The following is a 25,774-nucleotide window of genomic DNA, read 5'->3' as shown; positions in this document are numbered from 1 at the left end:
AATAAGAGAATTTATGTTAGTTCCAGCTAAATGGTTTTTTGCTAGTCGGCTTAATTTATGGGGACTAGTTTCAATACGAGTATTAGTATTGTCTTTACAGATTATTTCAGTAGCTATTTGTTATATTTATAAGCTATTTGATTTGCCTTGGGATGTGCTTATTTTTTCTTTTGTTGGGTCAGCTATTTTATGTATTTTAACCGTAGTTCGATTAACTTATATTTCATGGCCTGTTTCTGATATTGAATACACTATACAGCTCTCTTATGACCTAACCATCCATTGTTTACTTTTATATTGTACAGGAGGGGCGACTAATCCTTTTGTATCTTACTTTTTAGTGCCTATTACTATTGCCGCTGCCACCTTACCTTGGTTCTATACACTGTGTTTAGTGGGGTATGCTATTTTAGGTTATAGCTTATTATGGATATGGAATATTCCTTTGCAAATCCAGAGTGTTTGGGCGGGCGATACCGAAACATTGTTAATTAATTTGCATTTAGTAGGAATGTGGTTAAGTTTTACATTTTCTACTGTATTGATTGGTTTTTTTGTAAGTCAAATGGCGATTGCTTTACGACAACAAGACCAGAAAATAGCAGAATGGCGTGAAGAAGGTTTGCATGATCAACAGTTACTAGCGGTAGCAGCACAAGCAGCAGGCGCTGCACATGAGCTAGGTACTCCACTATCTACCATGAATGTATTATTAAAGGATTTACAGGATACTTATACTGATAAAGCATTACAGGATGATTTAGCATTATTGCAAAGCCAAGTTCAGCTATGTAAAGGTAGTTTGCAACAGTTAGTCCGAGCTGCGGAAGCTGAACGACTACATGATATAAAACTGCAAACGGTTACTAGTTGGTTACATACCATTTTGCAACGTTGGCATTTGATGCGTCCAGAGGTAAGTTACCACTATCAGCTACTAGGTAAGAGTGATGAGCCTATATTTAAACCTCATACTATTCTTAGTCAGGCACTATTAAATATTTTAAATAATGCCGCTGATGCTTGCCCAGAAGAGATAGACATTGAGTTAGCATGGACTAAAAATGATTTTACTATTAGTATTCATGATAAAGGATCAGGTATACCTTCGTTTATGGAAGATGGCATGGCTAAGCCTTTTGTTTCTTCTAAAGAAAAAGGTTTTGGTTTAGGTTTATATTTAAGTCAGGTGAGTGTTATTCGTGCAGGTGGTAGTTTGAAGTTGTATAATCATAAAGAAAAAGGGACAATAGCAATATTGCAATTACCACGCATAAAAAATCAATCATAAGAGAGTTATTATGACAGAAGAAGTCTTATTTGATGGGGATGAGCAACCACATTTATTATTAGTGGATGATGACGAAACCTTTACTCATATTATGGCGCGTGTATTGGCTCGAAAAGGTTTGCGTGTTTCAATTGCTAGTACTTCTGATGAAGCATTAAAAATAGCTAATGAAGATACACCAGAATATGCTGTTGTTGATTTAAAAATGAATGGTGAATCTGGTCTAGTATTATTACCTAAGTTACTAGAAGTTGATGCTGAAATGCGTGTTGTGATTTTGACAGGCTATTCTAGCATTGCTACCGCAGTTGAGGCCATTAAAAGGGGTGCTTGTAATTACCTATGTAAACCAGCAGATGTAGATGATGTACTAGCAGCACTATTGGCTAAGCATGTGGATGTTGATAAGCTGATTCCAGATAGTCCAATGTCAGTTGATCGTTTGGAATGGGAGCATATCCAACGTGTGCTTAGTGAGTATGATGGTAATATTTCTGCTACTGCTAGAGCATTAGGTATGCATCGTCGTACATTACAACGTAAACTACAAAAACGACCAGTAAGACGTTAATAATGACACCTGCTATTGCATTATTAAAGAAACAAAAGGTAAACCATCAAGTGGTTACCTATGAACATGATCCGCAGGCTGAGTCTTATGGTTTAGAAGCAGCTGAAAAATTAGGTGTACCAGCAGAGAATATTTTTAAAACATTGTTGGTGACTAATGATAAAAAAGAACTATTTGTAGGTGTTGTGCCTGTTTTAAAGAAGCTTGATTTAAAAGAAATAGCGCATGCTGTGGGTGCTAAAAAAGTAGAAATGGCGAACCCTGAGGTGGCACAAAGAGTAACTGGTTATTTAGTAGGTGGTATTAGCCCATTGGGACAAAAAAAACGCTTAGTAACTGTTATAGATGATTCAGCAGAAAAGTTAGATATGATCTATGTAAGTGGTGGTCGTAGAGGGTTAGATATAGCTTTAGCACCAAAGGATTTGGCTGAGTTATTAAAAGCTCAATTTGCGCCTATTGGTAAAGGTAAAGAGTAATGTCCCGCTATATTTTAGCGATTGATCAGGGAACGACAAGTAGCCGAGTTATTATCTTTAATCAGTTAGGTCAGCCAGTCACTACAGCGCAACAGAATATTACCCAATCCTTTCCTGATGATGGCTGGGTTGAGCATGATCCACAAGAAATCTGGCAAACAACATTAGCCCTGTGTAAACAAGCTTTAGAGCAAGCAAAACTAACAAGTGATGCTATTGTTGGTATTGGTATTACTAACCAACGTGAAACAACCATTGTTTGGGATGCTGCAACAGGTAAGACCATTTATCCTGCTATTGTTTGGCAAGATCGCCGTACCGCTGACTATTGTAGTGAGTTAAAAGAGCAGGGTTATGAACAGCAAATAATGGCTGCCACAGGTTTATTAATAGATCCTTATTTTTCAGCAACTAAGTTACGTTGGATACTAGATAATGTTGCTGATGCTAGAGAAAAAGCTAATAAAGGTGAATTACGTTTTGGTACAGTAGATAGTTTTCTGTTATGGCATTTAACGGGAGGAGAGTCGCACTATACAGATGCTACTAATGCCGCGCGTACCATGTTATTCAATATTCATACCCAACAATGGGATAAACAGTTATTAGAGTTATTTAATATTCCTGAATCATTGCTACCAAAAGTATTAGACTGTGCCGCAGAGTTTGGTAACACAAAACAAGATTTATTTGCTACTAGTATTCCAATTTTAGGTATAGCAGGGGATCAACAAGCTGCTTTAATTGGGCAAGCTTGCTTTAAAGAGGGTATGGTCAAAAGTACTTATGGTACTGGCTGTTTTATGATTAAAAATACGGGGGATGACCCCGTTGCTTCTACTAATCGTTTACTGACTACCATTGCTTACCGTTTACAAGGTAAACCAACTTATGCAGTAGAGGGTAGTATTTTTGTGGCTGGCGCTACAGTGCAATGGTTACGTGATGGTTTACGTTTATTTGATAATGCCGCAGATGCAGAATTAATAGCGCAAGCAACCCTTGATACACGAGGTGTGTATTTAGTTCCTGCTTTTACAGGGTTAGGTGCCCCTTATTGGGATCCAAAGGCTAGGGGAGCTATTTTTGGTTTAACCAGAGATACAGGCATTCAAGAGATTGTGACAGCTGGCCTAGAATCGGTGTGTTATCAAACATGTGATTTATTATTGGCTATGCAACAAGATAGCACCAGTCCCTTAACTACTTTACGTGTAGATGGTGGTATGGTAGTTAATAACTGGTTAATGCAGTTCTTAGCTGATATATTGGATATTACCGTAGAGCGTCCTGAAGTGAGTGAAACTACTGCTTTAGGTGTGGCTTGGTTAGTGGGTTTACAAGCAGGACTTTATAAGAGTTTAGATGAAATAGCTGGCTATTGGCATTTACAACGTCGCTTTGATCCTGTAATGCCTGTTGAAAAACGCCAACAACTCTATCATGGATGGTTAGAGGCCATTAAACGCGTGCGTACGGGCGTATAGCTATTACCATTTAACTTTTGTGTTGATTTACTTTGCAGTACTGGTTGTACTGTATTCAGCAAGTTGCTTTATCTAAAATTAAATAGTAACAGCTATATAATTATTTAAAACTTTTCTTATAGAAAATATCTAATGAACTTGCAGCACCACTAGCTGCTTCTAAATAAACTGTTTTAGTAAGTTTATAACGGAACATTAAAGTATTAAGCGAGTTAAAAATATTAACGCCATAGTGAATACTTAAGTCTTCTGTAATTTTACCACTTGCTGTAATGCTGGTATCATCTCCAGAGCCTTCTGTATCAAGTTGGAAATCTTGAATACCTACTTTACTTGCAACATTTGCAACTGATTCTGAAGAACCTGCTACCCCCATAGCAAGTGCTGCTTGGGCGAGTACATTATTATCACCTGATGACATGGGGCGACCAAATATAATATAAGATAACGCTTGATCTTGATTCATCGGTGGATTGGAGAATACTTTAGCTGTAGGCTCACTGGTTGGGCCTGTTACACGTATACCCGCTGTTACATCACCAACCTCTCTTATTGCTTCGATATCTAAAGTGGGTTCTGTGAGTGAACCAGTAAATAAAATTCTGGCTTTGCTAATTTTTAGACGTTGTCCATAAGCACGATAAATACCATCATTGAGATTAACAGAGCCTTGTGTAAATAAGTCTCTGGTAATTTTTAAGTTACCTGTAATATTAGATGTTAGACCAAAGCCTTGAAAACTAAGGCGATCACTTCCAATAAGCACTTCAACATCCATATTTAAGCGAATAGGTGCTTTAGTTTCAGTAGATTGTGTACTACTAACAATGACTGCATCAGAAGAAATGGTTACTGTAGAGGGAGGGAGATCCCTAACTTTAATAGCACCTCTAGGAATTTGAACAGTACCACTAACATTTAAGGTTTCAGTATCCATCTGTAATTTTAGATTAGCGCCTGCTTCTAAATTAGCATAAGGCGCTACAATGACAGGTAAATTATTGGCTTGCACAGCCATATTGATATTAAGGCCATTACCCCAATTAACATTGCCATTAAGTTTTGCATTACCTTGTTGACCACTACGCCACGAACCATCAAGTTTAAGGCTTTCGCCTTCAATTAGAGCATTTACTTGCAGTTGTTCTAAGCTAACAGGTATATCACCTAATACCGTGCCATTATTTAGTGTTACTTTACCTGATACATAGGGTTTCTCTAAGAATCCTGTGATTTTGCCTTGGCCATTAATTTTACCTTCGAGTTGATTAATATCAGGAGCAAAGGGTTGGAAGATACTTATATCTAAGCCATTAATAGAGAAATCACCAGCAATCGGTTTATTAGCTGCTAATGGATTGATGGTAAGTTGGCTTTTTAAGCTACCTAAGTTGCCACCTATAAAGTCTAAATGTGAGGTGATTTTGCTTGGTGTTAAATCTGCTAATAATGAAAGTTTTTGGTAGGGTAGGTCATGCCAACTTTCTTCAGAGTTTTCTCTCAGTTGGAAAGTACCACTATTAGCATTTATTTCAATTTTTCCAGTAGGACCAGATTGTGGCAGTTTTAATACAATGTTAGCTGCAAGAATACCTTTCCAATTGAAATTTTCAGGATACCAAGGTTTTAAACTGTCTAAAGGGAAATTAGCTAACTTATAGTTAATTTGTGTCTCTGGCAGTAATTTTTGTTGCTCAATGGCGCAAAGGGTTGCCTGACCATTTTGTAGACAATGACTGTCAAGAGTAAGCGCGCCTACGGCACTATAATGTAGTTTAGTTGGGCTTTGTAGCTGCCAGTCTTGACCTTGCGAGGCTAACTGTAATTTATTAATATCAACAATCCAATTATGTTGTTTGTCTTGCTGACTTTTTATAGCAGTTATTAGTTTAACCAGTCCATCTGTTAACTGTAATGTTAGTTGTTGATTATTGATATTACCATTACCCTCTATAATTAAATTACCTAACTGGGTAGTACCTGATCTAATATGATTTGCTTGTAGTTTGACAGTGGCTTGTTGTTGAGCATTTAAATTGGCAGTTAGTTGCAATTGGTTAATGCGTTGTTGTTGATAAGCTAATTTTTGTCCTGTTAAGTTAACACTGCCTTGTGGTTGTTGTAAGCTACCTGCAAGTTGGGCTTTGCCTCTTAAATTACCCGCTAATTCTGGTAAAAGTTGGTTGAGTGAAGGCATATTAATATCTAAGTTAGCTTGGATATTTTTGTTAAGTTCAGCATGTCCTGTAATCTGATTATTTCCTACTTTTACCAGTAGCTCAGGAATTTTCCATATTTGCTGTTTGGCTAAAACTTGAGTTTTAATTTGAGTAGGCTGATTACGTAAAGTCCCTGTAATATCAATTTTACTATCTGTTTCTATGGCACTATTTACTATCGTACCTGTACTATGAATATTACCATTTAATAGTCCTATTAAATCTGGTACCCAATAGTTTGGATTAATTGCTTTTAGATTAAGATCAGCTAGCCATGTAATAGTAGGATCAAATGTTACTTTTGCTTTGCCTGTGATATTGCCATTATCTGGTGTATCTACTTGTAATGTTTCAAGGGTAATCTGTTTTAAGTCACCTAGTAATTTCGAGGTGACAGCAAAATTACCAGCCGGCCCCGTTAAGGCAGCTTTGATATCCGCTTGATAGTTATTGTTTTGATATTGTAGGTTTGCTAGTAATGTACTTAGATCAACAGGAGGCGAGGATTCTAGTGGATATAACTGTTGCCAAGGAAAATGTTGGTAATCAATAGTAGCTTTCGCTTGTAGGCTAGGCTGAAAATTAGCTTGGCCAGTGATTTTTACAAACTGTTGTTCTGTGGTATTGAGAGTAAGTGTTTGTAGTTCTGCTTGTTTATCTGTTACTAAACTTTGTAAGGTTACGTTTACAGGGGTTGTTTGCCCTGCGAGTGTTGCATGGCTTGTAATACTAAATCCTTTCGCTAAATCACCTTTCGCGTTGAGGTTTAACTGCTTGATAGTTAGGCTTTTGGGTAAGTCCGCAACATTACTAGGAAAGAAGTCATTAATATTTACAGTTATATCAGCAGGTAAATCTTTTTCTAAAACATGTGCAGAACCATTGATCTTGGCTTGTAGATAGCCACTGCTTTCGATGGCTAAATTTAATTGTTTTTGTAGTTCACCTTGGGCATTCAGTTTAATTTGCCAAGGTGTTTCAAGTAATTGATCCAACTGTAACTGCCCTGCAATATTCAGTGGCCAATTGTCCGCTAATTGAATATTACCTTGTAAAGCTATATTAGCTTTTGCTTGAGCACTATATAACGTCAATGATTCAAAACTTACACTAGCATTACTCCAATGGGTATTAGTTAATAAGGTTTGACTAATGATTTCTTGGTTATCAAGTATTAATTTATCCAGTTGAATAGTTTTAATATCAATGCTGACAGGCAAATGGATGGTAGGTAATTGTATAGGTTCATCACTGGCTGACTCATTAGAGGCAGTGTCTTTATTATCTAGTAGTTTAATATTTAATTGTTCAACACTAAGTTTATCAATACACACATTAGCTTTAACCAGACAGCTCGCATACCAATCAAGGATAGGATGGTTAATAGTTACTTTAATACCATCATTTTGCCAAACTAATTGTTCTGCTGACCAGCCTCCACTCAATGTACCTTGAGGGTTGGTAATTGTTAAACCGGGTACAATATTAAGTAAGTAACGACTTCCTGTCTCGGTTTTTACAGCAAATGACAGGGCTGCAATAAGCAATAGGATTAAAATAAGTAAAATGATAAAAAAGTATTTTGCTATTTTACGTGTTAACTTCATAATTCAGGCCCCATTGAAAAGTGGAGTCTAACCGAGTTATCTTCAACACCATGGGCAATATCCACTCGAATAGGGCCAACAGGCGATACCCAACGTATACCTACACCTACCCCTGTTTTTAGGCCCATTGTCCATGAGTCACCAGCATTACCTTTATCAATAAAGGTAGCTGCGCGCCATTTTTCAGCAAATTGATATTGATATTCCATGCTACCAGCGATCATATAGCGGCCACCTATCTTTTTGTGATCATCATCTCTGGGTGAGAGTGTTTGATAGTCATAACCACGAACGCTCTGGTCACCACCTGCATAGAAACGTAATGAGGGCGGTATTTTTTCATAGTTTGGGCTATCGATTCCGCCTACTTCAATACGGCTTAAAAAACGATGCTTATCAGCAAAGGTGTAAAGACCTTTTGCTGAACCAGTGTAACGAATAAAATCGGCAGCAGATAAGAGACCTTCTTTGCCACCAGATAAACCAAATTGCAACCGATAACCTTTAGATGGATCAATACTATTATCAGATCTTAGATAAGAGTAATTAAAGCCAGGCATTAGAAACATACGAGTAGCATCTTCTTCACCTACTTTATAGGTTTCATTTTGCCAACGTAAAAAGAGTGTACGCATCCAACCGCTATCAAGTTTCTTGTTACGTTCTACTCCTAAGGTTAACAAGGTACTTTCAGTGTCTACAATATCTTCATGTTGTAAACCGGCAGTAAAACGTACATTGTCAGTTAATGGGTCTTCCATGGGGATTTGATACCATGTGGTAATATTTTGTCTAGGCCCTGAAACTTCTGTATTAAAACCTAGTTTATGGCCCCTGCTGTTAATCCATGGGCGTTCCCAGCCAAATTGTGTTCTCGGTCCAATATCTGTAGAAAAACCGAGTCCCATACTTAATACTCTTGATTTAGTTGCTTTAACTTGGGCAGTAACAGGCAGTTCAGTATGTTCTTTGTCAGTAGGGATGGCATCAATCCGTACATCTTCAAAATAACCACTAGATTGTAGGTTATTATTGAGTTCAGCAATTAGGTTTGAATTGTAAGGAGTCCCTTCTTTAAAATTTACAAAACGGTATAGTAAGTCTTCATCAAAGGGGTTATCTTCTCTACTGAACGTAACTTTTCCTAGTGTTGCTCGAGGGCCACTTTGGTATTTAATATTGATATCAGCTCTTTTTTCTTCTGGATTAATCAATAGTTGATGTTGAGTAAATTCACCAAAAAAGAAACCATAGTGTAAGGCTTGTGCTTTGATTTGTGATTTTGCACCTTCATAGACACCATGATTTAAGATGGCGCCTGTTGTTAAGTCTTGGCCACTGGGTATTTTAAATTCTTTAAGCGTAGCCGCATCGCCTTGTATATCAATATTTACATTTCTTAAATAAACAGGATCACCTAATAAAACCTTTATTTTCAGGGTAGGGTGATTAGTTTTTTTGCCTCTTACCCTTGTATGTACTTGAGTATCATAGTAACCAAGTGCTTGAGTAGCCTCTATCGCTTGTTTTTTTACAACAGTTTGCAGACGTAATAGAGTAGGTGTATCTTGGTCTTCAAAAGTACCAATGTAGGCTTCAATATTATCTTTAATGGCTTTATTTTCTGGTATAACCTCTACACTAATTTGGTTAGCTACTAATACTGTTGAGTAGCTAACTAAAGTAAAAAGTAGGGTGTTGTGGAAACGCATAGTGAAGTTAGACCAGTATTAGTAGTACAAGCAGTTATAATTTGTAGAAAACTATGTTTAAGCGTTGGATTAAAACAAAAAATAATATCAAAAGATATAGTACGTTCTGTTATAGATAATATTTAAATCGATTCTAAACCCTTTATCTATAAGTTAATTACCAATGTATTCACAGCCGCTGGTGCAAGTTTCTCTGATACAAATTTTAGAGAGTTCAGGTAGTAGTGGTTTTAGCTGTTGCCAAATCCAAATGGCTAAATTTTCACTGGTAGGATTTTCTAAACCTGCAATGTCATTAAGATAATTATGATCCAGTTGTTCATAAATAGGTTTAAAAATAGCCTTTATTTCAGCAAAGTCTTTTATCCAACCCATTTTAGGATCAACCTCACCTTGAACATAGAGGATGACTTTAAAAGAGTGTCCATGTAAGCGTCCACATTTATGCCCTTCTGGGACGTGGGGTAAACGGTGGGCTGCTTCAAATGTAAATTCTTTAAATAATTCCAAGGTAGTTAACTCGTTAAGCTATTAAAAGTGATATTGTAACAAGGAGCCGTTATTAACTCTATGCTTTATATTGAAATATGAGTATATAGCAACAGCTATAAAGTAATAGATTCTGTTTTTAAAACAGAATCTATTAAAACTTAGAATTGATAAGTGGCTGCTACCCTAAAGTTTCTACCTGGTTCGCTATAGTAGTCATAAGGTTGTAGGGATGTAGGCATACCACTTGAATCAGGAATATTTAAAGCATTCCAATATTTTTTATCCATTAAGTTGAATACGCCAGCTTGTAAACGCAGTCCTTTAACAGCTGATGGTTGCCAGTAGGCTGTTAAATCTACAACACCATAACCAGGTGCTTTGAAGTCAGCATCATTTTCGACTTTGTTTCTTCTTGCTGCACTGGTCATCATAATATCACCACCCCAATTATCACGTTGGTAGTTTAATCCTATGATTCCTGTTAGTGGTGCAATAGAGTTTAGATATTGATGTGTTTGTTGATCTTTACCTACAGCCCAAGCTGCTGAACTCCAAACTTTCCAATTGTTGGCAAATTGCCAGTGGGCAGTTGCTTCTGCACCATAAATATGCACTTTGCTGCGATTTTCCCAACGATCGACTCCATAACGATAGGTGCTTGGATCAAGTCCTAAACTTTGCATTGTACTATTATCAACAGTAATACTATCAATGAAGTTCTTATATTTGGAATAGAATAAATTAACTGAGCCACCTAGTTGTTCATTACCTAAATTTGCACCTAATTCGAAATTGTTACTTTCTTCTGGTTTTAACTTAGCATTGCCTAATGTGGCATAACCTACACCTGTGTTGATATAGTTCATATACAACTCTGTAGGGTCTGGCGCTTTAAATCCTTGTGACCAGCGAGCATAGGCTGTTAGCTGATCAGCTAATTGCCACTTAATGGTAAGACTACCTGATACTTTTGAATCTTTATTTGAACTACTGGTGTTTTGATTAAGTACATTACCAGCCACATAGTCTTTAGTATTTTGTGGCGTATGTTTGTAATAATCATAACGAATAGCAGGCGTTACTGTTATTTTTTCATTAGCAAAACTAATTTCATCAGCTAAATAAACAGCCCATTGTTGACCATGTGTTTTAGGCATATCTGATTGATTGGTATGTAATGAGCTACAGGCCATATAAAGAGCAAAATTAGGATCCCAAGGTGATGGCACAGAGGTAAATACAGGGCAGTTATCGTAACCACTAGCTGTTTGTTTAGCATTTAACTGATACCATTCGCCACCTATGGTTATTTTTTGATCAATATTTCCTTGGTTGAAAATCTTACTAATACTACCTGCAGTACCATACATTTCTTTTTGTAGTTGGTTATGGCGCATGTAGTTACCAATAGGTCTGCTGTTACGATAGGCTTGTTGCTTATTACCTCGTTCTGCATGTTGCCAATAAAGAACAGCATCAGCTTCATCTAACCAGCTATCATTGGAGGTTGTACGATATTTATAATCAGCAGAAATTCGTTGTCGTTTAACAATTTCTCTACTGTCATTATTATCTATTGCATAAGTTGTACCTTGACTGGTACGTAAATCTATATCTTTAGTTTTTGTGAATTGTTCACCTGTAAGGCCAATTTGATGACCAGAACCTAAATCCTGTTTTACTTTTAGTAGAAAGTTCTCTTGTTTAGTATCTGTAGGTTCAGGAGTAGTGCGTTGATTTCCATATAAGTTGCTATGGCCTTTGTTATCAAGCTCATGACCATGACGCTTACCTGCTTGAATAAGTACTGAAGTATTTGAGAAGCGGCCTGCCACGGCCATATTAAGTCCATAACTTTGATCACTAGAGTCATAGTCGGTTTTAAAAAGGGCACCATAATTTTTATCTTTGGTAAGTAAGTCTTCAGGGCTTAGGGTATAAAGATTAACAGAGCCCCCTAAACTACCAGAGCCTGATTGTGAGCCATTGGAACCACGAATAATATCTAATCTTGATAAAGTATTAAAATCAATACTATCAACACCACCCTTTTCACCACGAATACGATCATCTAAGTAAGGAAGGCGTATTCCATCAACTGTGGTAAGAACCCTGTCTTTTTCTAAACCGCGGATATTAATACTTTGGTTAGTTCTATTGAAATTAATCCCTGGTTCAGCTCTTTTAGCTAAATCTTCAAAGTTTCTAATGAAACGTTGGTCAAGGGTTTTATTTTGAATAGAAGAGACATTAGGGGGAGGTTGGTCTTCTAGTTTTTCACTGATTTGTAAAGTAGGTAATGTTAAATGGTTCTCTTTTGGTAATTCTTTTGCCACTACTAAACTTGGTACAACTAGTGCTACATATAGATGTTTCTTAAACTGGGACCTGCTAAAAGTGAACATATTTTTTCCCTGATAAAAAATTAACTATTATTTTTAGGAGGGCAAACTTTACATAAATAATAAACTTAATGCAAATAGTTATCATTTAGATTTACATTTAAATGGTTTTTAGGTAGTATTTTCTAAAACAACAAAACAGCTTTTAGGAAATATCAGTATGAAAACTGCAACACTGTATGAACAATGGTCTTCATTAAAAGAAACGCAACCTCAACTCAGAATATTGGATGCAGCTAACCAACTAGGTGTTAGTGAGGGTGAAATTGTTGCCAGTAGGGTTGGCATTGATACAATCAAATTATTACCCGAATGGGGATTGTTAATGCCAGCTATTGAAAGCTTTGGTCAGATTATGGCATTAACTCGTAATGAGTATTGCGTACATGAACGTAAAGGGGCTTATATTGATACGGCAATAGGAGAAGATAACAAAGTAGGGTTAATTGTTTCTCCTGATATTGACTTACGTTTCCTCATGAGTAATTGGGGAAGTGTCTTTGCAGTTGTTGATAAAGTTCCTGAGAAAATAGTTAAAGATGGAATTTTGCGTAGTATTCAAATATTTGATAAACAGGGTGTAGCTGTTCATAAAGTTTATTTGATAGAAGGCAGTAATATTGAAGCATGGACACCCTTTATTGACAGGTTTAAAGATCCAGAACAAAGTCAAACATTACAGTTAGAACCAAAACCATTAAGTGAGCCAACTATTGCTGATCAACAGTTAGATGTAGAGGCATTTCGAAAAAGTTGGGCCGAGTTAAAAGATACTCACCATTTTGTACCCATGTTAAAAGATTATAAGTTGGGTAGGGTGCAGGCTTTAAAATTAATAGGTAAAGAGTGGGCTGAGTCTCTAGCAATTGATTTATTACCTGAAGTATTTGAAAAAGCATCTAAGCTAAAGCAAAAAATTATGGTGTTTGTGGGCAATGATAATTGTGTGCAGATTCATACGGGCTTAGTGGAAAATCTTAAATGGGTTAATGGTTGGTTTAATGTATTAGATCCACTGTTTGATTTACACCTTAAAATGGAAGGTGTTGCTGAGTTGTGGCGAGTAAGAAGGCCAACTACAGAGGGCATCGTGACTAGTATAGAAGCTTATGATGCAAGTGGCAGTATTATATTACAGCTGTTTGGTCCACGTAGGCCTGGGATTCCAGAGCGTAAAGGATGGCGTGAGTTAGCAGAATCATTTCCTAGTCTTGAGGATAAATAGAATGTATCGTTGGTATTTAGCATTATTATTTCTATTAGGTATTGTATTAACAAGTTATGCTCATTCAGAACCTAAACATATTGTAAGTGTGGGAGGTTCTATTACAGAGTGGGTAGTGTTACTAGATGCTGAAGATAAGCTGGTAGGTATTGATACTACTAGTCTTTATCCTAAAAAAGTAACCAGCCTACCTAAGGTTGGTTATCAAAGGCAGTTGAGTGCAGAAGGTGTTGCTTCATTAAAACCTGACTTATTAGTAGGTAGTGCCGAAATGGGGCCTAACACTGTGCTGCAACAGATAAAAGATTTAGGTATAGAAGTTAAGGTATTATCTGATAAACCTGACTTAGAAACACTACAAAATAACTTATCTATTTTAGGCCAATTACTTAATAGACAAGCAAAAGCTAATGAGTTATTTCAAAACTATCAAAATAAACTTAATCAATTGAGTCAAGCTATAGATACTGCACGACAAACTCAAGCTACACCAAAGGTGTTGCTAGTAATAGGTTTACATGGAGGATTATTAGCTGCAGGTAAACAAACATCTGGTGATTGGTTAGTAGAACAAGCAGGTGGTAATAATGTAATGGATTTTAATGGTTATAAAGTGGTTTCTAATGAAGCATTAGCAGCTTTAAATCCTGATATTATTATTGTGGCAGATAGAGGTGGCAGCACTCAACAAGCCTTGATAACCAATATTAGTAAAACTGCACCTGCATTAACTATTACTAATGCTGCTAGGAATAATAAAATAGTCTTATTAGATGCTTCATTATTAGTGGCAGGATTAGGTCCTAGAATCCCTGAAGAGGCAACAAGGTTAGCTCATATATTCTATAATTTTCCTTATGACATTGCTGTAATTAAACAATTGTAATTATTTAACAAAATATACAAAGATATTATAAATGGCTAAACTGTTACTATTGAGAACAGATTAAACATTATTTTGTCGTAAGATAATTAATATATTTGATGATGAACACATGATTAGTAGAGTTGCTATAAAGCCTCTTTTTATAGGATTAATTTTGTTATTAATCCTTGTTTTTGCGCTATCTCTAAGTATTGGTGCGATACCTATTTCTTTTAAAGAGCTTTGGTATGTGTTATTCACTTCACAACCAGAGGCTTCTCAAAACAGTTTAGTCATTTGGCAAATTCGTATGCCACGTACTTTGTTAGGAGTAATGGCTGGTGCTGTACTAGCAATTTGTGGGGTAGCAATGCAAGGGTTATTTCGAAATCCTTTAGCAGATCCAGGGCTAATAGGTGTATCGAGTGGTGCTGCTTTAGGGGCAGGTATTGCTATTGTTTTTGGTACATCTTTAACTATTCCTTTAATTATCGAACCTTATCTATTATCTATTTTTGCTTTCTTAGGTGGAATAGTTGTTACGTGGTTAGTGTATAGATTGGGATTACGTAATGGTAGAACGGATGTTGCTACAATGCTCTTAGCCGGGGTTGCTATTACTGCTTTATCAGGCGCAGGGATTGGCCTATTAGCTTATATTGCCGATGATAGTATGTTACGTAAACTAACTTTCTGGAATATGGGTAGTTTAAATGGAGCTGTATACCCTAATTTGTGGCCATTATTAATAGTGACGATTGCTATTTGTATTTTTTTACCTTTTCGCGCTAATGGATTAAATGCTTTGTTACTAGGGGAGTCTGAAGCTCGTCATTTAGGCGTTAATGTAGAGCGAATAAAAATTGAATTGATTGTTTGTACCGCATTAGGTGTAGGTACCGCAGTTGCTGCAACAGGTATGATCGGTTTTATTGGTTTGGTAGTACCTCATCTTATACGATTATTAGTAGGTCCTAATCATCGAATATTATTGCCTGCTTCGGCAATAGCAGGTGCTTGTTTGCTTTTACTTGCAGATATTGTGGCGAGAGTAGTTTTAGCACCAGCAGAATTACAGATAGGTATTGTAACAGCGCTATTGGGTGCACCATTCTTTTTATATTTGCTGATGCGTAGGAGGTTTTAGTGATCAAGGCTGAAAACTTAACTCTCCAACGAGCAGACAAAACAATTATTGATAATATTGATTTAACTTTGCAGAGTGGTGAGTTGTTAGGTGTATTAGGTACTAATGGAGCAGGTAAAAGTACTTTACTAGCAGGGTTATGTGGCGAACTTGCCAGTGTAGCAGGGCAAGTGACTTTAGATGATAGACTGTTAGCTGATTGGCAAGCCACTGAGAGAGCCTGTCGTTTAGCTGTATTACCGCAAACAGCTAACCTGAGTTTTGCCTTTTTGGTCAATGAAGTAGTGGGTTTTGGTCGTTTACCTCACAATACAGGGTTTAAAAAAGACCAAGCTATTATTGAGGAAGTACTCGATTTAACAAACATTAGCTATTTAGCAAAACGTAACTATTTGGAGTTGTCAGGTGGTGAGCGACAACGAGTTCACTTAGCACGCGTATTAGCACAATTATGGCCTATTAATAATCAGTCAGTGTTGTTATTGGATGAACCTACCTCCATGCTAGATCCATTACATCAACATACTTTACTTAAAGTTGTTAAGTACTGTGCACAACAAGGTGCTACAGTAATGGTAATTCTACATGATTTAAATTTAGCTGCTTGTTATTGTGATCAACTAATATTTTTACAGGAAGGTAGAATTTTTACTAAAGGAACACCTCAGCAAGTATTAACTATAGAGAACGTTAAAACGATATTTGGTTTGGATGTATTAGTCCAGAAACATCCAATACAGGGATATCCACTAGTTATTGCATGTTAATTTGATATAGCTCTAAACAAAGTGATTCTCCTTTTGGTAGTTAAATTAATTTATATTATTATACCTAGCAGTAATTATATTGGTTATTTGAGTTACTACTATTTAAATGAAAGCTTCAAAAATCCAGATTGAAAATGAAGATGATAATTTCTTTAGTTTAAGTATTTGGTTTAGTAAAGATAGTTTTCTTAACTATATTATTATTTGCAGGGATGTATTAGATGATCCTGATACCATTGTGTATACGGAGTGTTTAGATAAACTTTATTATTTACAAACAACAGCAGATGAATTCTCTTATCAATTTATTGATAGTGTTTTACAGTTTCAACTAAGCACTGCAACACCTTTGCATTTTTTTACTGATAATAGTAAATTACAAGAGATAGAGTTAAATATTAATGACCTTAATAAAGTTCAAAATATATTAACGGATATATTTCAACCTAAAATGGATTATAGGAGGATACATTAGTATTAAGTAACCGCTGTAAGATTTTTAAAACACATAATATTATTTATTGATGTATAAGGGATTATAATATGAAAAAACTTTTATTTGTTTTTATTCTTTGTAGTGTAGGTACTTTAGTTCAAGCTCAAGCATATAAATGTAAGCAAAATAATGGGCAATATCTCTATTCAGATAAACCTTGTGTTACTTCCCCAGTACAAGTAAAAAAAACCGTTATGGCACCCAATGGAACAGTTGTTCAGCTAGCAAATGGTCTAACACCAATTCCATTACCTAGCGTTATTGTTACTGAGCTTTTTACAAATATAGAAAATGCTTGTAAAGCAAAAGATGGAGATGCTTTATTGGATCAGTTTTCTCAAGAAATGCAACAAGATATTAAAGAGAGGGCAGGCAATAAAACTATCTATGAAACAGTTTCTTCTGTTTGTAGTAAAATGAAAGTGATTAAAGAAGAGTTAAGTACATCCTCAGAGCAAACACTATTTGCTAGTAAAATGCCAAGTCAAACAACTATATTGTGTTTTTATAAAGAAACTAAGGGATTAGATAGTTGCATTGGTAATATTCAGATTACAGCCGAAAATAATAAATTAAAATTAAATGGTTACTAAATAGCAATATTATTTATATTAGGAAGTTGCTAATAGCTCACTAGTTGTTTTAAGCTAGTGAGCTGTTTCTCATAACATCATTAAGCAATGCAACCAGTAAAACAAAGCGTTAATATTTTTATAGCATTATGGCGTGTTATTAAATTATGTTTACATTTTAGTGTAGGTGCCATAAGAATATTCTTTTTTATAAGATTCTATGATGAGGCCAAAACTGCCAAAGTGCTTCGTGCATGGTCATCTAAATTAATGAAGATACTGGATATCAGGTTAGTGATTGAAGGTAATCTTCCACAACAATTACATAATACTTTGATTGTAGCTAACCATATTTCATGGCTAGATATTTTAGTTATTTTTACTGTAATAAAGCCACGCTTTGTAGCAAAACAAGAAATTAGCCATTGGCCTATTATTGGTAGATTGACTAAATTAGGTGATACTGTTTTTCTCGAGCGAGAAAATAAACGCGATATTATGCAGGTTAACCAGCAGTTATCAAAAGAGTTAGCTACAGGAAATTGTATAGCCGTTTTCCCTGAAGGAACTACTTCTGAAGGTTTAAGTGTAAATAAGTTTAAACCTTCATTATTTAAACCTGTTTATTGTTCAAAGGGTTGGGTAATACCCATTGCTATACAGTATTTAGATGCCCAAAGAAATATCACAACACGACCAGCATTTGTTGGGGATATATCTTTGTTACGTAGTGTTTGGAATGTATTAACCTGTTATCAATTAACTATTAAAGTTATTTTTAATGAAGTATTAGATAGCCATCAATATACTAGCCGAAGCCACTTAGCTAACACAGCACAACAACAAATAGCCAAGCATTGGATAACATATAATGGATCTAAAAACTAGATGGATAGATAGTTGTCAGCAGCTAGGCGTAGTAGCAGATCAAACTATTTTTATAAAATTAGTTCATTATTATTCACAGTCAGACCGTCATTATCACACTTTACAGCATTTGCAAGAATGTTTTAGTTATTTTGATTTAGTAAAAGATCAGACTGAAATACCTATAGCTATTGAAATGGCATTATGGTTTCATGATGCTATTTATAATGTAAAAGGTCATAATAATGAGCAGCTTAGTGCTAATTGGGCGGCAGAGTGTTTGCGATCATTGAATGCTAAACAAAGTATTATAGATCAAGTACAGCAATTAATTCTGATAACGGCTCATCAAACAATGCCACAAACAATCGATGAGAAAATAATTGTAGACGTAGATTTGGCTATTTTCGGAGCTACACCACAACGTTTTGCAGAATATGAACAACAAATTAGAAAAGAATATAGTTGGGTTCCTTATTTTTTATATAAAATGAAACGTAAGGCTATACTCAAGTCTTTTATAAAACGACCAGCTATTTATCAAACAGCAAAGCTATTTGACTTATTAGAGCAACAAGCCAGAGATAATCTTAGTAAAATAATTTAAGATTATGCCAGTTTTGCTGTTGTTAAAGATGGGGTGTTAGGTATCGAAGGTGGGCCTTTAGAATCTTTGGCAAGTTGCCTTATCTAAAATTAAATAGCATCAGCTATAATGTGCTATAGCTTAGAAGATTTTCTCTAACGTTAAACTTTCTGATATAATTATTGTTTTGATAGAACCCTTGGAAGTTTCCTCATGCAGCCTATGTTAACCATTGCATTACGTGCCGCCCGTAGTGCAGGCGAATATATTTTTAGAGCAACAGAACGTTTAGATAGTCTTAGCCCACAGCAAAAAGAAACGAATGATTATGTTTCTGAAATCGATAGAAATGCTGAAGAAATTATTATTACTGCTTTACAAAAAGCTTACCCTAATCATGGTATTTTGGCTGAAGAGCGCGGTTTGATAAAAGGAACAGCAGAAGGTGCTGACTATTTATGGATTATTGATCCGTTAGATGGAACCACTAATTTTTTACGTGGTGTTCCTCACTATGCAGTGAGTATTGCTTGCCAATATAAGGGGCGCTTAGAGCACGCTGTGGTGTTGGATCCTGTGCGTCAGGAGGAGTTTACTGCTTCTCGTGGTCGTGGGGCAGCAATGAATGGCAAACGTATTAGAGTAAGTGCTCGTAAAAGTTTAGAGGGTGCTTTATTGGCTACAGGTTTCCCATTTAAACAAGACCAATTAGATGGTTTAGATAGTTACTTAGCTATGTTTCGTGACTTAATAGGTGCTACTGCAGGTATACGTAGAGCTGGAGCGGCTAGTTTAGACTTGGCTTATGTAGCAGCAGGCCGCTATGATGCATTCTGGGAATCTGGTTTGTCGCAGTGGGATATGGCGGCAGGAGCATTATTAATTCAAGAAGCAGGTGGATTAATTAGTGACTTTAAAGGTGGTCATGACTTTTTAGAAAATGGCCAAGTAGTAACAGGCAATCCTAAATGTTTTAAAGCAGTTTTACAGACCATTCAGCCACATCTTCCTAAAAAATAGTATCTCTTGTATGGATTTGCTTTTTACGAGGCAAATCCATTTTTCCTTTTACATTCTTTAAGTATGCTATTAAAAGTTTAGCGTATTTATTCTAGTTGATTTATTACAATACATATTATTAGAAATTTGTATATAACACCTCATCAGGAAGTAGCTCTGACCATGCTGTAAATTGATGAGGATATACTATGAAAGTATTGTTAATTGATGGAGCAAAAGCATTTGCAGGCACACGAGGCAAATTGAATGACACTATGTGTGAAATTGCTAAAACAACATTAAAAGAATTCGGCCATGAAATGCAAGAAACGCGTATTGATAATGGTTATGATGTAGATGCCGAAGTGCAAAAGTTTTTGTGGGCAGAAATGATTATTTATCAAATGCCCGCATGGTGGATGGGGCCACCTTGGATTGTTAAAAAGTACATGGATGAAGTTTTTAATGCCGGTAATGGTATTTTTTATGAAGATGAAAAAGAAATATCCCCAGATCAATTAAAACCTTATGGTAAAACAGGTTTATTGCAGGGACGTCACTATATGTTGTCTGTTACGTGGAATGCACCAGCTGAAACTTTTTTAGAGTATGATCATTTTTTTGATGGACGAGGAGTGGATGCAGTTTACTTAGCTTTCCATAAGGCTCACCAGTTCTTAGGTTTAAAAGCATTACCTACTTTTTTAGCTGCTAATGTTGATAAAGACCCACATGTTGAGCAGCAAATAGCTGCTTATAAAACACGCTTATCTAGAGTAATTTGGATGATGGCGAAAAAGAATCTCCATGATTTGTAAAATTCTGTATTGATTTATAAGGCTAAATTTTATGTTTAGTCATATAGATAACAGATTTTTAGCGAGAGAATATTTATAATTAACATCATATTTTAAAGTATTTATTTTTGAGGTAATTGTGAAAATATTATTAATTAATGGTTCTCAAGTATTTGCTCATTCTGGTGGGCAACTTAACACAACTTTACATGAAGTGGCAGTTAAAACTTTGTCTGATTTAGGTCATCAAGTTAAAGAAACTCATATTGAAAAGGGTTATGATGATGCAGAAGAGGTAGAAAAAATACTGTGGGCTGATACCATTGTTTATCAAATGGCAGGTTGGTGGATGGGTACACCATGGAAAGTAAAAAAATATATGGATGATGTTTATACTGTTGGTCATGGAAAGCTATATAAAAATGATGGTCGTACACGTAGTGATCCCACCAAACAATATGGTACAGGTGGTATGTTAGAAGGTCGTTGTTACATGTTGTCAGTAACATGGAATGCGCCTGTAGAAGCGTTTGAAGAGTTTGGAAACTTTTTCGATGGCAGAGGGGTAGATGGCGTGTATTTTGCCTTCCATAAATCCCAGCAATTTTTAAGCCTATCAGCGTTACCTACCTTTATGGCGAATGATGTGATAAAAGAGCCAAATGTAGAGGCAACTACTGCTGCTTATAAAGCGCATTTGACAAAAGTTTTTGGAAAAGTGTAAATCTTTAAGCAATACCTTCATTTACTGATGTGGCTTGTTGGTGTTTTGCAGTTAGGTAAGTAATGATCATACCAATTGTGACACTACAAGCTAACATCAGTGCTGCTGGATAGGCAGTACCATTTTGTAACCAAGCAGTTAGACCTGATAAGCTTGCGGCAATAGCAAATTGTATCGTACCCATTAGTGCTGAAGCACTACCTGCTTGACGAGCGTCCACAGCCATAGCACAAGCAGTAATATTGGGTAGTAATACACCTAATGATCCCATAAAGATAATAATTGGAATGGTAAATAACCACACAGGGGCTTGTAGATAGTGAGCGAGTATCAATAAAAGCGCAGCAGTAAGTGATACCCAAAGTACTTTAGGAATCCAATAAATAGAGTTATGTTTAGCTAATAATAAATGGTTAAGTTGTGCAGATAACATAATACTTAATGAGTTAAGTGCGAATATCCAAGCATATTGAGTATTACTAAGACCGTGTAATTCAACAAATAAAAAATGAGAGCTGCCAATATAGATAAATAAGCCTGCTAATATAAAACCACTGACTATGCTATAACCTAGAAAGTTACGTTCTTTAAATAAATGTTGATATTGCTTGAAAGCACTGCTGAGTGGTGGGCGAGGAGCATTAGGTGGTAGTGTTTCAGGTAACCAAAATAGCGCAGTTATACCAATACTAATAGCAAAAATAAAACAAAAGTAAAAACTAGCATGCCAAGAAAAATAAACTAATAGTAAACTACCTAGTAAAGGCGCAACCATTGGTGTAATACCGTTAACTAACATAAGTTGCGAAAATACTTTGGCAGCTGTGTTAGGATCACAAAGATCTCTTACTACTGCCCTAGAAATAACCATTCCAGCACAGCCACCCAATGCTTGTAGAAAACGTAAAGTGATTAGCCAGTTAAGGCTAGAAGCTAATGCACAGCCTAATGAGGCAACAATAAATATACATGCCCCAACAATTAAAGGAGACTTTCGGCCTAGTTTATCAGTTAATGGGCCATATAATATTTGCCCTATTGCAAGACCAATAAGGTAAACAGAAAGACTAAGTTGGACATTGTCTGTTACTGTGTTGAAATCATTAGCTATTAAATCAAAAGAGGGTAGATATAAATCTATAGCTAGTGGTCCAAAAGCATTTAAACCTGCTAGGATTAGGATAATTCGTAAAGTCATTAACGCATTTTATAATAAAATGTAAAACTGTGCTGTACTAAATCATATAAATTACATACATCTTGTTTGTAAATAGATTAAAATAGTCATTCAAAATAAATAGAGGAACAACGATTAACTATGCGTCGAACTAAAGAAGAAGCTGAAAAAACAAAAATTGCGATTTTAGACGCAGCAGAAACCCTTTTTTTAAAGAAAGGGGTCTCAAAAACCAGTTTAGAAGAAATAGCGCGCGCAACAGGTATGACAAGAGGGGCCGTTTATTGGCACTTTAAAAATAAAGACCATTTGATTAATGAATTAATGAGTCAAATTTTTCAGCCAGTAGAACAGGTTTTTGAAGAGTTTATGGCAATGGAAGGCTCTGTTATCCATAAACTGTTTGGGTTATTTAAAAATATATTTGATGCGTTATCTAATGATGAAAAAACACGCAATATATTTACTATTTTATTAAGACGTTGTGAGTATACTGAGGAATTAAGTGAATCAGAGGCACGCTGCAATAATATGATAGAGGCATTTATTAGTCATTGTGCTGAGTTAATTAGTGAACCTGAAACTGCTAGCCGATTACGTTCTGATATTACTCCTGATTTAGCGGCTCACATGCTACATATTATGACTACAGGTGTTTTAAATGATTGGGCGCGTGATCCTAAACAGTTTTCTGAGGGTTATAATTCTGAAATTATTATCAAAGCATTTTTTCGTGGTATTTTTGTTGATTGGGAATAATACCAAACACAATATTTACAAGAAATAAGTGATTAAACTAGTAGTATTAACCTACTAGTTTAGTTCTAACCAAATAGGGCAGTGATCAGAAGGTTTTTCCATTCCTCTAATCTCATAATCAATGCCGGCAGCTTTAAGCCTATTCTGTAATGCGGTAGAAGCAAGAATTAAATCTATTCTTAGGCCACGTTTAGGGATATCCTCAAAACCACGACTACGATAGTCAAACCAGCTAAATTCATCATCAATATCTGGGTAAAGAGTACGAAAACTATCAATTAGTCCCCAATTTTTTAAATTACCCATCCATTCACGTTCTTCAGGTAAAAAACTACATTTTCCTGTACGTAACCAACGCTTAGCATTTTGCTCACCAATACCAATATCACAATCTTGTGGTGATATATTAAAATCTCCCATGATTAACAAGGGTTGTGTAGGAGACTGCTGGGCATTTAATAGCTGTAATAAATCAGCGTAAAATTTTTGTTTAGCAGGGAATTTTACAGGATGACTACGACTTTCGCCTTGTGGAAAGTAGCCATTCATAATAGTGATAGCCTGTCCTTGTGAGTCCTCATAAACACCTGCAATAAAACGGCATTGCGCACCCTCCACATCCGTAGGAAAACCACAATACGTTTTTAATGGTGGGCGTAATGATAGTAAGGCTACCCCATAATGGCCTTTTTGGCCATGATACTCCACATGATAGCCAAGATTTTGGATATCTTCTAAAGGGAATTGTGGGTTATCTACTTTAGTTTCCTGTAAGCCAATAATATCAGGTTGATACTTATCAATAATGGCTTTTAATTGATGGGGACGAGCGCGTAACCCATTAATATTAAATGATATAATTTTCACAATAATAACTTTTATTTAATAAGACTTAAAAATTCAGCACGTGTTGTCGCTTTTTCACGAAATGCACCCAACATAACCGAAGTGGTCATTGTTGAATTTTGTTTTTCAACACCACGCATCATCATACACATATGCTTTGCTTCAATAACTACAGCTACACCCAATGCTCCTGTGATTTTTTCAATGGCATTGGCTACTTCATGAGTTAAGTTTTCTTGAATTTGTAGGCGTCTCGCATACATATCAACAATACGGGCTATTTTAGATAAACCTAATACCTTACCATTGGGTAAGTAGGCGACATGTGCTTTACCAATAAAGGGTAACAGATGGTGTTCGCAGAGTGAGTAAAGTTCTATATCTTTGACTAATACAATTTCACTATTATCAGAGGTGAATAAGGCACCACCCACTACTTCTTCTAACGTTTGTTGATAACCTTTACAAAGATATTGCATCGCTTTAGCGGCACGTTTTGGAGTATCTATTAATCCTTCACGCTGAGGGTTTTCCCCAAGTTCTGTTAGGATAGCTGTATAGTGTTGTTGCAAGGACATGAGATTTCCCATTTAAGGTATTAAATTAAAGTGTTAATAGTACCTCAATCTGTTTATTGATAAAACTCAAATTTTATATTAATTGTTCAGTGAAAATATCAATGGTTAATATATTTATCCTTGTATAATAAAGATATAGGATGTAGTAATGATGCTAAATAATTAGGAGAACTTCATGACGGGATTACCTAAAAATATTGTTATTTTAACAGGAGCAGGTATTTCTGCTGAATCAGGTATTGATACTTTCCGAGATGAAGGAGGAATATGGGATAATCATCGTATTGAAGATGTTTGCACGCCTGAAGCATTTAAGCGAAATCCTGAGTTAGTACAAGAGTTCTATAATGTGCGACGTGCAGCTTTGTTATCTCCAGAAATAAAGCCAAATGCTGCTCACTATGCCATTGCGGAGTTACAAAATGAACATTCAGGAACCGTAACAGTTATTACGCAGAATATTGATAATTTACATGAGCGTGCAGGTTCCACAAAAGTTATTCATATGCATGGTGAATTATTAAAAGCACGTTGTATCAAAACAGGGCGTTGTTATGATTGGAATACTAATATTGAACAGAGTGATATCTGTCCTTGTTGTCATACTAAAAACACATTACGTCCTCATATAGTCTGGTTTGGTGAAGTGCCTTTAATGATGGATGAGATTTATAAAGCAATAGAGAAGGTAGACTTATTTGTTGCTATTGGTACTTCTGGCAGTGTTTATCCTGCTGCTAGTTTTGTAACAGAGGCAAATGCTAGGGATGCAGATACTTTGGAGATTAACTTAAAGCCGGGTCAAAATCAGAGTTTATTCAAACGCGCTATTTATGGTTTAGCTACAGAAAAAGTGCCTTTTTGGGTAGAAAGTTTGTTAAAAAATAACGTTAGTCGTCGTTATCCTGGGCTGACTAAAAAGAAATTTGATTAATGTCAGGTATTTATTAACTAATAATGGCTTTTAAATTATTGATTAAATATCAGTGGGTTATAAGTTTTTTGATTATTAATAATATTGTATCGCTAGATGAAATCAGTTATTGTTTTGTGATATGATAATAGCTTATTAAAGGATTGAAATTAGCATTTATATAACGCTATCAATC

At 35.7% G+C, this 25,774-nt stretch carries 24 protein-coding genes; 17 read left to right on the top strand and 7 right to left on the bottom strand.

The annotated features are described in order from the left end of the window. The first annotated feature begins 13 nt into the window (after window positions 1-13). The 4 genes from ACQVD9_RS11600 to glpK are packed head-to-tail and all read left to right on the top strand — an operon-like array spanning window position 14 to window position 3,828. Window positions 14-1,291 carry an ATP-binding protein gene (locus ACQVD9_RS11600; protein WP_264746112.1) on the top strand — a complete coding sequence of 426 codons (1,278 nt, stop codon included), beginning with the start codon at window positions 14-16 and terminating at the stop codon, window positions 1,289-1,291. Between the two features lie 10 nt (window positions 1,292-1,301). Beyond that, window positions 1,302-1,862, top strand: a complete 561-nt coding sequence (locus tag ACQVD9_RS11595) for a response regulator transcription factor (RefSeq protein ID WP_264746111.1) — start codon at window positions 1,302-1,304, stop codon at window positions 1,860-1,862. Window positions 1,863-1,864: 2 nt separating this feature from the next. Beyond that, a complete protein-coding gene (gene ybaK, locus ACQVD9_RS11590; protein ID WP_264746110.1) occupies window positions 1,865-2,341 on the top strand; it encodes a Cys-tRNA(Pro) deacylase in 477 nt (158 codons plus the stop codon). After that, entirely contained in the window at window positions 2,341-3,828 is a 1,488-nt protein-coding gene (gene glpK / locus ACQVD9_RS11585) for a glycerol kinase GlpK (RefSeq protein ID WP_264746109.1), read from the top strand. Before ybaK ends, glpK begins: the two co-directional genes overlap by 1 nt. Before the next feature lie 100 nt (window positions 3,829-3,928). Here glpK and ACQVD9_RS11580 read toward each other — a convergent pair whose 3' ends face one another. From ACQVD9_RS11580 to ACQVD9_RS11565, 4 genes are all read right to left on the bottom strand, one after another. Beyond that, window positions 3,929-7,654, bottom strand: a complete 3,726-nt coding sequence (locus ACQVD9_RS11580; RefSeq protein WP_264746108.1) for a translocation/assembly module TamB domain-containing protein — start codon at window positions 7,652-7,654, stop codon at window positions 3,929-3,931. Then, entirely contained in the window at window positions 7,651-9,366 is a 1,716-nt protein-coding gene (locus ACQVD9_RS11575; RefSeq protein ID WP_264746107.1) for an autotransporter assembly complex protein TamA, read from the bottom strand. Before ACQVD9_RS11575 ends, ACQVD9_RS11580 begins: the two co-directional genes overlap by 4 nt. Window positions 9,367-9,519: 153 nt before the next feature. Beyond that, window positions 9,520-9,876, bottom strand: coding sequence for a 6-carboxytetrahydropterin synthase QueD (queD, locus tag ACQVD9_RS11570; RefSeq protein WP_264746106.1), 357 nt, complete (start codon window positions 9,874-9,876; stop codon window positions 9,520-9,522). A 140-nt stretch (window positions 9,877-10,016) separates the two neighbouring features. Next, the gene (locus ACQVD9_RS11565; RefSeq protein ID WP_264746105.1) at window positions 10,017-12,263 is read right to left on the bottom strand and encodes a TonB-dependent hemoglobin/transferrin/lactoferrin family receptor; all 2,247 of its coding nucleotides are present in this window, start codon (window positions 12,261-12,263) and stop codon (window positions 10,017-10,019) included. 157 nt (window positions 12,264-12,420) lie between these two features. Here ACQVD9_RS11565 and ACQVD9_RS11560 point away from each other — a divergent pair, with 157 nt between their 5' ends. The 11 genes from ACQVD9_RS11560 (at window position 12,421) to ACQVD9_RS11510 (ending at window position 21,305) form a co-directional block, all read left to right on the top strand. Further along, window positions 12,421-13,485 carry a hemin-degrading factor gene (locus tag ACQVD9_RS11560; protein ID WP_264746104.1) on the top strand — a complete coding sequence of 355 codons (1,065 nt, stop codon included), beginning with the start codon at window positions 12,421-12,423 and terminating at the stop codon, window positions 13,483-13,485. A 1-nt stretch (window position 13,486) separates the two neighbouring features. Next, window positions 13,487-14,371: a heme/hemin ABC transporter substrate-binding protein gene (locus ACQVD9_RS11555; RefSeq protein WP_264746103.1), complete on the top strand. Its 885-nt coding sequence runs from the start codon at window positions 13,487-13,489 to the stop codon at window positions 14,369-14,371. A 109-nt stretch (window positions 14,372-14,480) separates the two neighbouring features. Beyond that, window positions 14,481-15,497 (top strand): FecCD family ABC transporter permease, encoded by a 1,017-nt coding sequence (locus ACQVD9_RS11550; RefSeq protein WP_264746102.1) that lies wholly within the window; start codon window positions 14,481-14,483, stop codon window positions 15,495-15,497. After that, window positions 15,497-16,264 carry a heme ABC transporter ATP-binding protein gene (locus tag ACQVD9_RS11545; RefSeq protein ID WP_264746101.1) on the top strand — a complete coding sequence of 256 codons (768 nt, stop codon included), beginning with the start codon at window positions 15,497-15,499 and terminating at the stop codon, window positions 16,262-16,264. The genes ACQVD9_RS11550 and ACQVD9_RS11545 overlap by 1 nt, the downstream gene beginning before the upstream one ends. 106 nt (window positions 16,265-16,370) lie before the next feature. After that, a complete protein-coding gene (locus ACQVD9_RS11540) occupies window positions 16,371-16,739 on the top strand; it encodes a hypothetical protein (protein WP_264746100.1) in 369 nt (122 codons plus the stop codon). A 68-nt stretch (window positions 16,740-16,807) separates the two neighbouring features. Next, complete coding sequence (locus tag ACQVD9_RS11535; RefSeq protein ID WP_264746099.1) at window positions 16,808-17,353, top strand: DUF4124 domain-containing protein; 546 nt, start codon at window positions 16,808-16,810, stop codon at window positions 17,351-17,353. 87 nt (window positions 17,354-17,440) lie between these two features. Continuing rightward, the gene (locus ACQVD9_RS11530) at window positions 17,441-18,220 is read left to right on the top strand and encodes a lysophospholipid acyltransferase family protein (protein ID WP_264746098.1); all 780 of its coding nucleotides are present in this window, start codon (window positions 17,441-17,443) and stop codon (window positions 18,218-18,220) included. Then, a complete protein-coding gene (locus ACQVD9_RS11525) occupies window positions 18,204-18,806 on the top strand; it encodes an HD domain-containing protein (protein WP_264746097.1) in 603 nt (200 codons plus the stop codon). The genes ACQVD9_RS11530 and ACQVD9_RS11525 overlap by 17 nt, the downstream gene beginning before the upstream one ends. A gap of 192 nt (window positions 18,807-18,998) precedes the next feature. Next, window positions 18,999-19,805, top strand: coding sequence for an inositol monophosphatase family protein (locus ACQVD9_RS11520; protein ID WP_264746096.1), 807 nt, complete (start codon window positions 18,999-19,001; stop codon window positions 19,803-19,805). Window positions 19,806-19,993: 188 nt separating this feature from the next. Beyond that, complete coding sequence (locus tag ACQVD9_RS11515; protein ID WP_264746095.1) at window positions 19,994-20,602, top strand: NAD(P)H-dependent oxidoreductase; 609 nt, start codon at window positions 19,994-19,996, stop codon at window positions 20,600-20,602. A gap of 118 nt (window positions 20,603-20,720) precedes the next feature. Beyond that, window positions 20,721-21,305, top strand: coding sequence for an NAD(P)H-dependent oxidoreductase (locus tag ACQVD9_RS11510; RefSeq protein ID WP_413774156.1), 585 nt, complete (start codon window positions 20,721-20,723; stop codon window positions 21,303-21,305). 4 nt (window positions 21,306-21,309) lie between these two features. Here the strand turns inward: ACQVD9_RS11510 and ACQVD9_RS11505 are convergent, their stop codons facing one another. Continuing rightward, window positions 21,310-22,503: a multidrug effflux MFS transporter gene (locus ACQVD9_RS11505; protein ID WP_264746094.1), complete on the bottom strand. Its 1,194-nt coding sequence runs from the start codon at window positions 22,501-22,503 to the stop codon at window positions 21,310-21,312. A 120-nt stretch (window positions 22,504-22,623) separates the two neighbouring features. Between ACQVD9_RS11505 and ACQVD9_RS11500 the strand changes: the two genes are divergently transcribed. Beyond that, entirely contained in the window at window positions 22,624-23,241 is a 618-nt protein-coding gene (locus ACQVD9_RS11500; RefSeq protein WP_264746093.1) for a TetR family transcriptional regulator, read from the top strand. Window positions 23,242-23,295: 54 nt separating this feature from the next. Here the strand turns inward: ACQVD9_RS11500 and xthA are convergent, their stop codons facing one another. Together xthA and folE are read right to left on the bottom strand one after the other, a co-directional pair. Next, complete coding sequence (gene xthA / locus ACQVD9_RS11495; RefSeq protein WP_264746092.1) at window positions 23,296-24,108, bottom strand: exodeoxyribonuclease III; 813 nt, start codon at window positions 24,106-24,108, stop codon at window positions 23,296-23,298. An 11-nt stretch (window positions 24,109-24,119) separates the two neighbouring features. Beyond that, window positions 24,120-24,665 (bottom strand): GTP cyclohydrolase I FolE, encoded by a 546-nt coding sequence (gene folE / locus ACQVD9_RS11490; RefSeq protein ID WP_264746091.1) that lies wholly within the window; start codon window positions 24,663-24,665, stop codon window positions 24,120-24,122. 175 nt (window positions 24,666-24,840) lie between these two features. Between folE and cobB the strand changes: the two genes are divergently transcribed. After that, window positions 24,841-25,599: a Sir2 family NAD+-dependent deacetylase gene (cobB, locus tag ACQVD9_RS11485; RefSeq protein ID WP_264746090.1), complete on the top strand. Its 759-nt coding sequence runs from the start codon at window positions 24,841-24,843 to the stop codon at window positions 25,597-25,599. The last annotated feature ends 175 nt before the right edge of the window (window positions 25,600-25,774 follow it).

It is taken from the genome of Entomomonas sp. E7T21 (assembly GCF_058693955.1).
The sequence above is the reverse complement of the archived record's forward strand: the minus strand, read 5'-3'. Positions and strand labels throughout refer to the sequence as shown.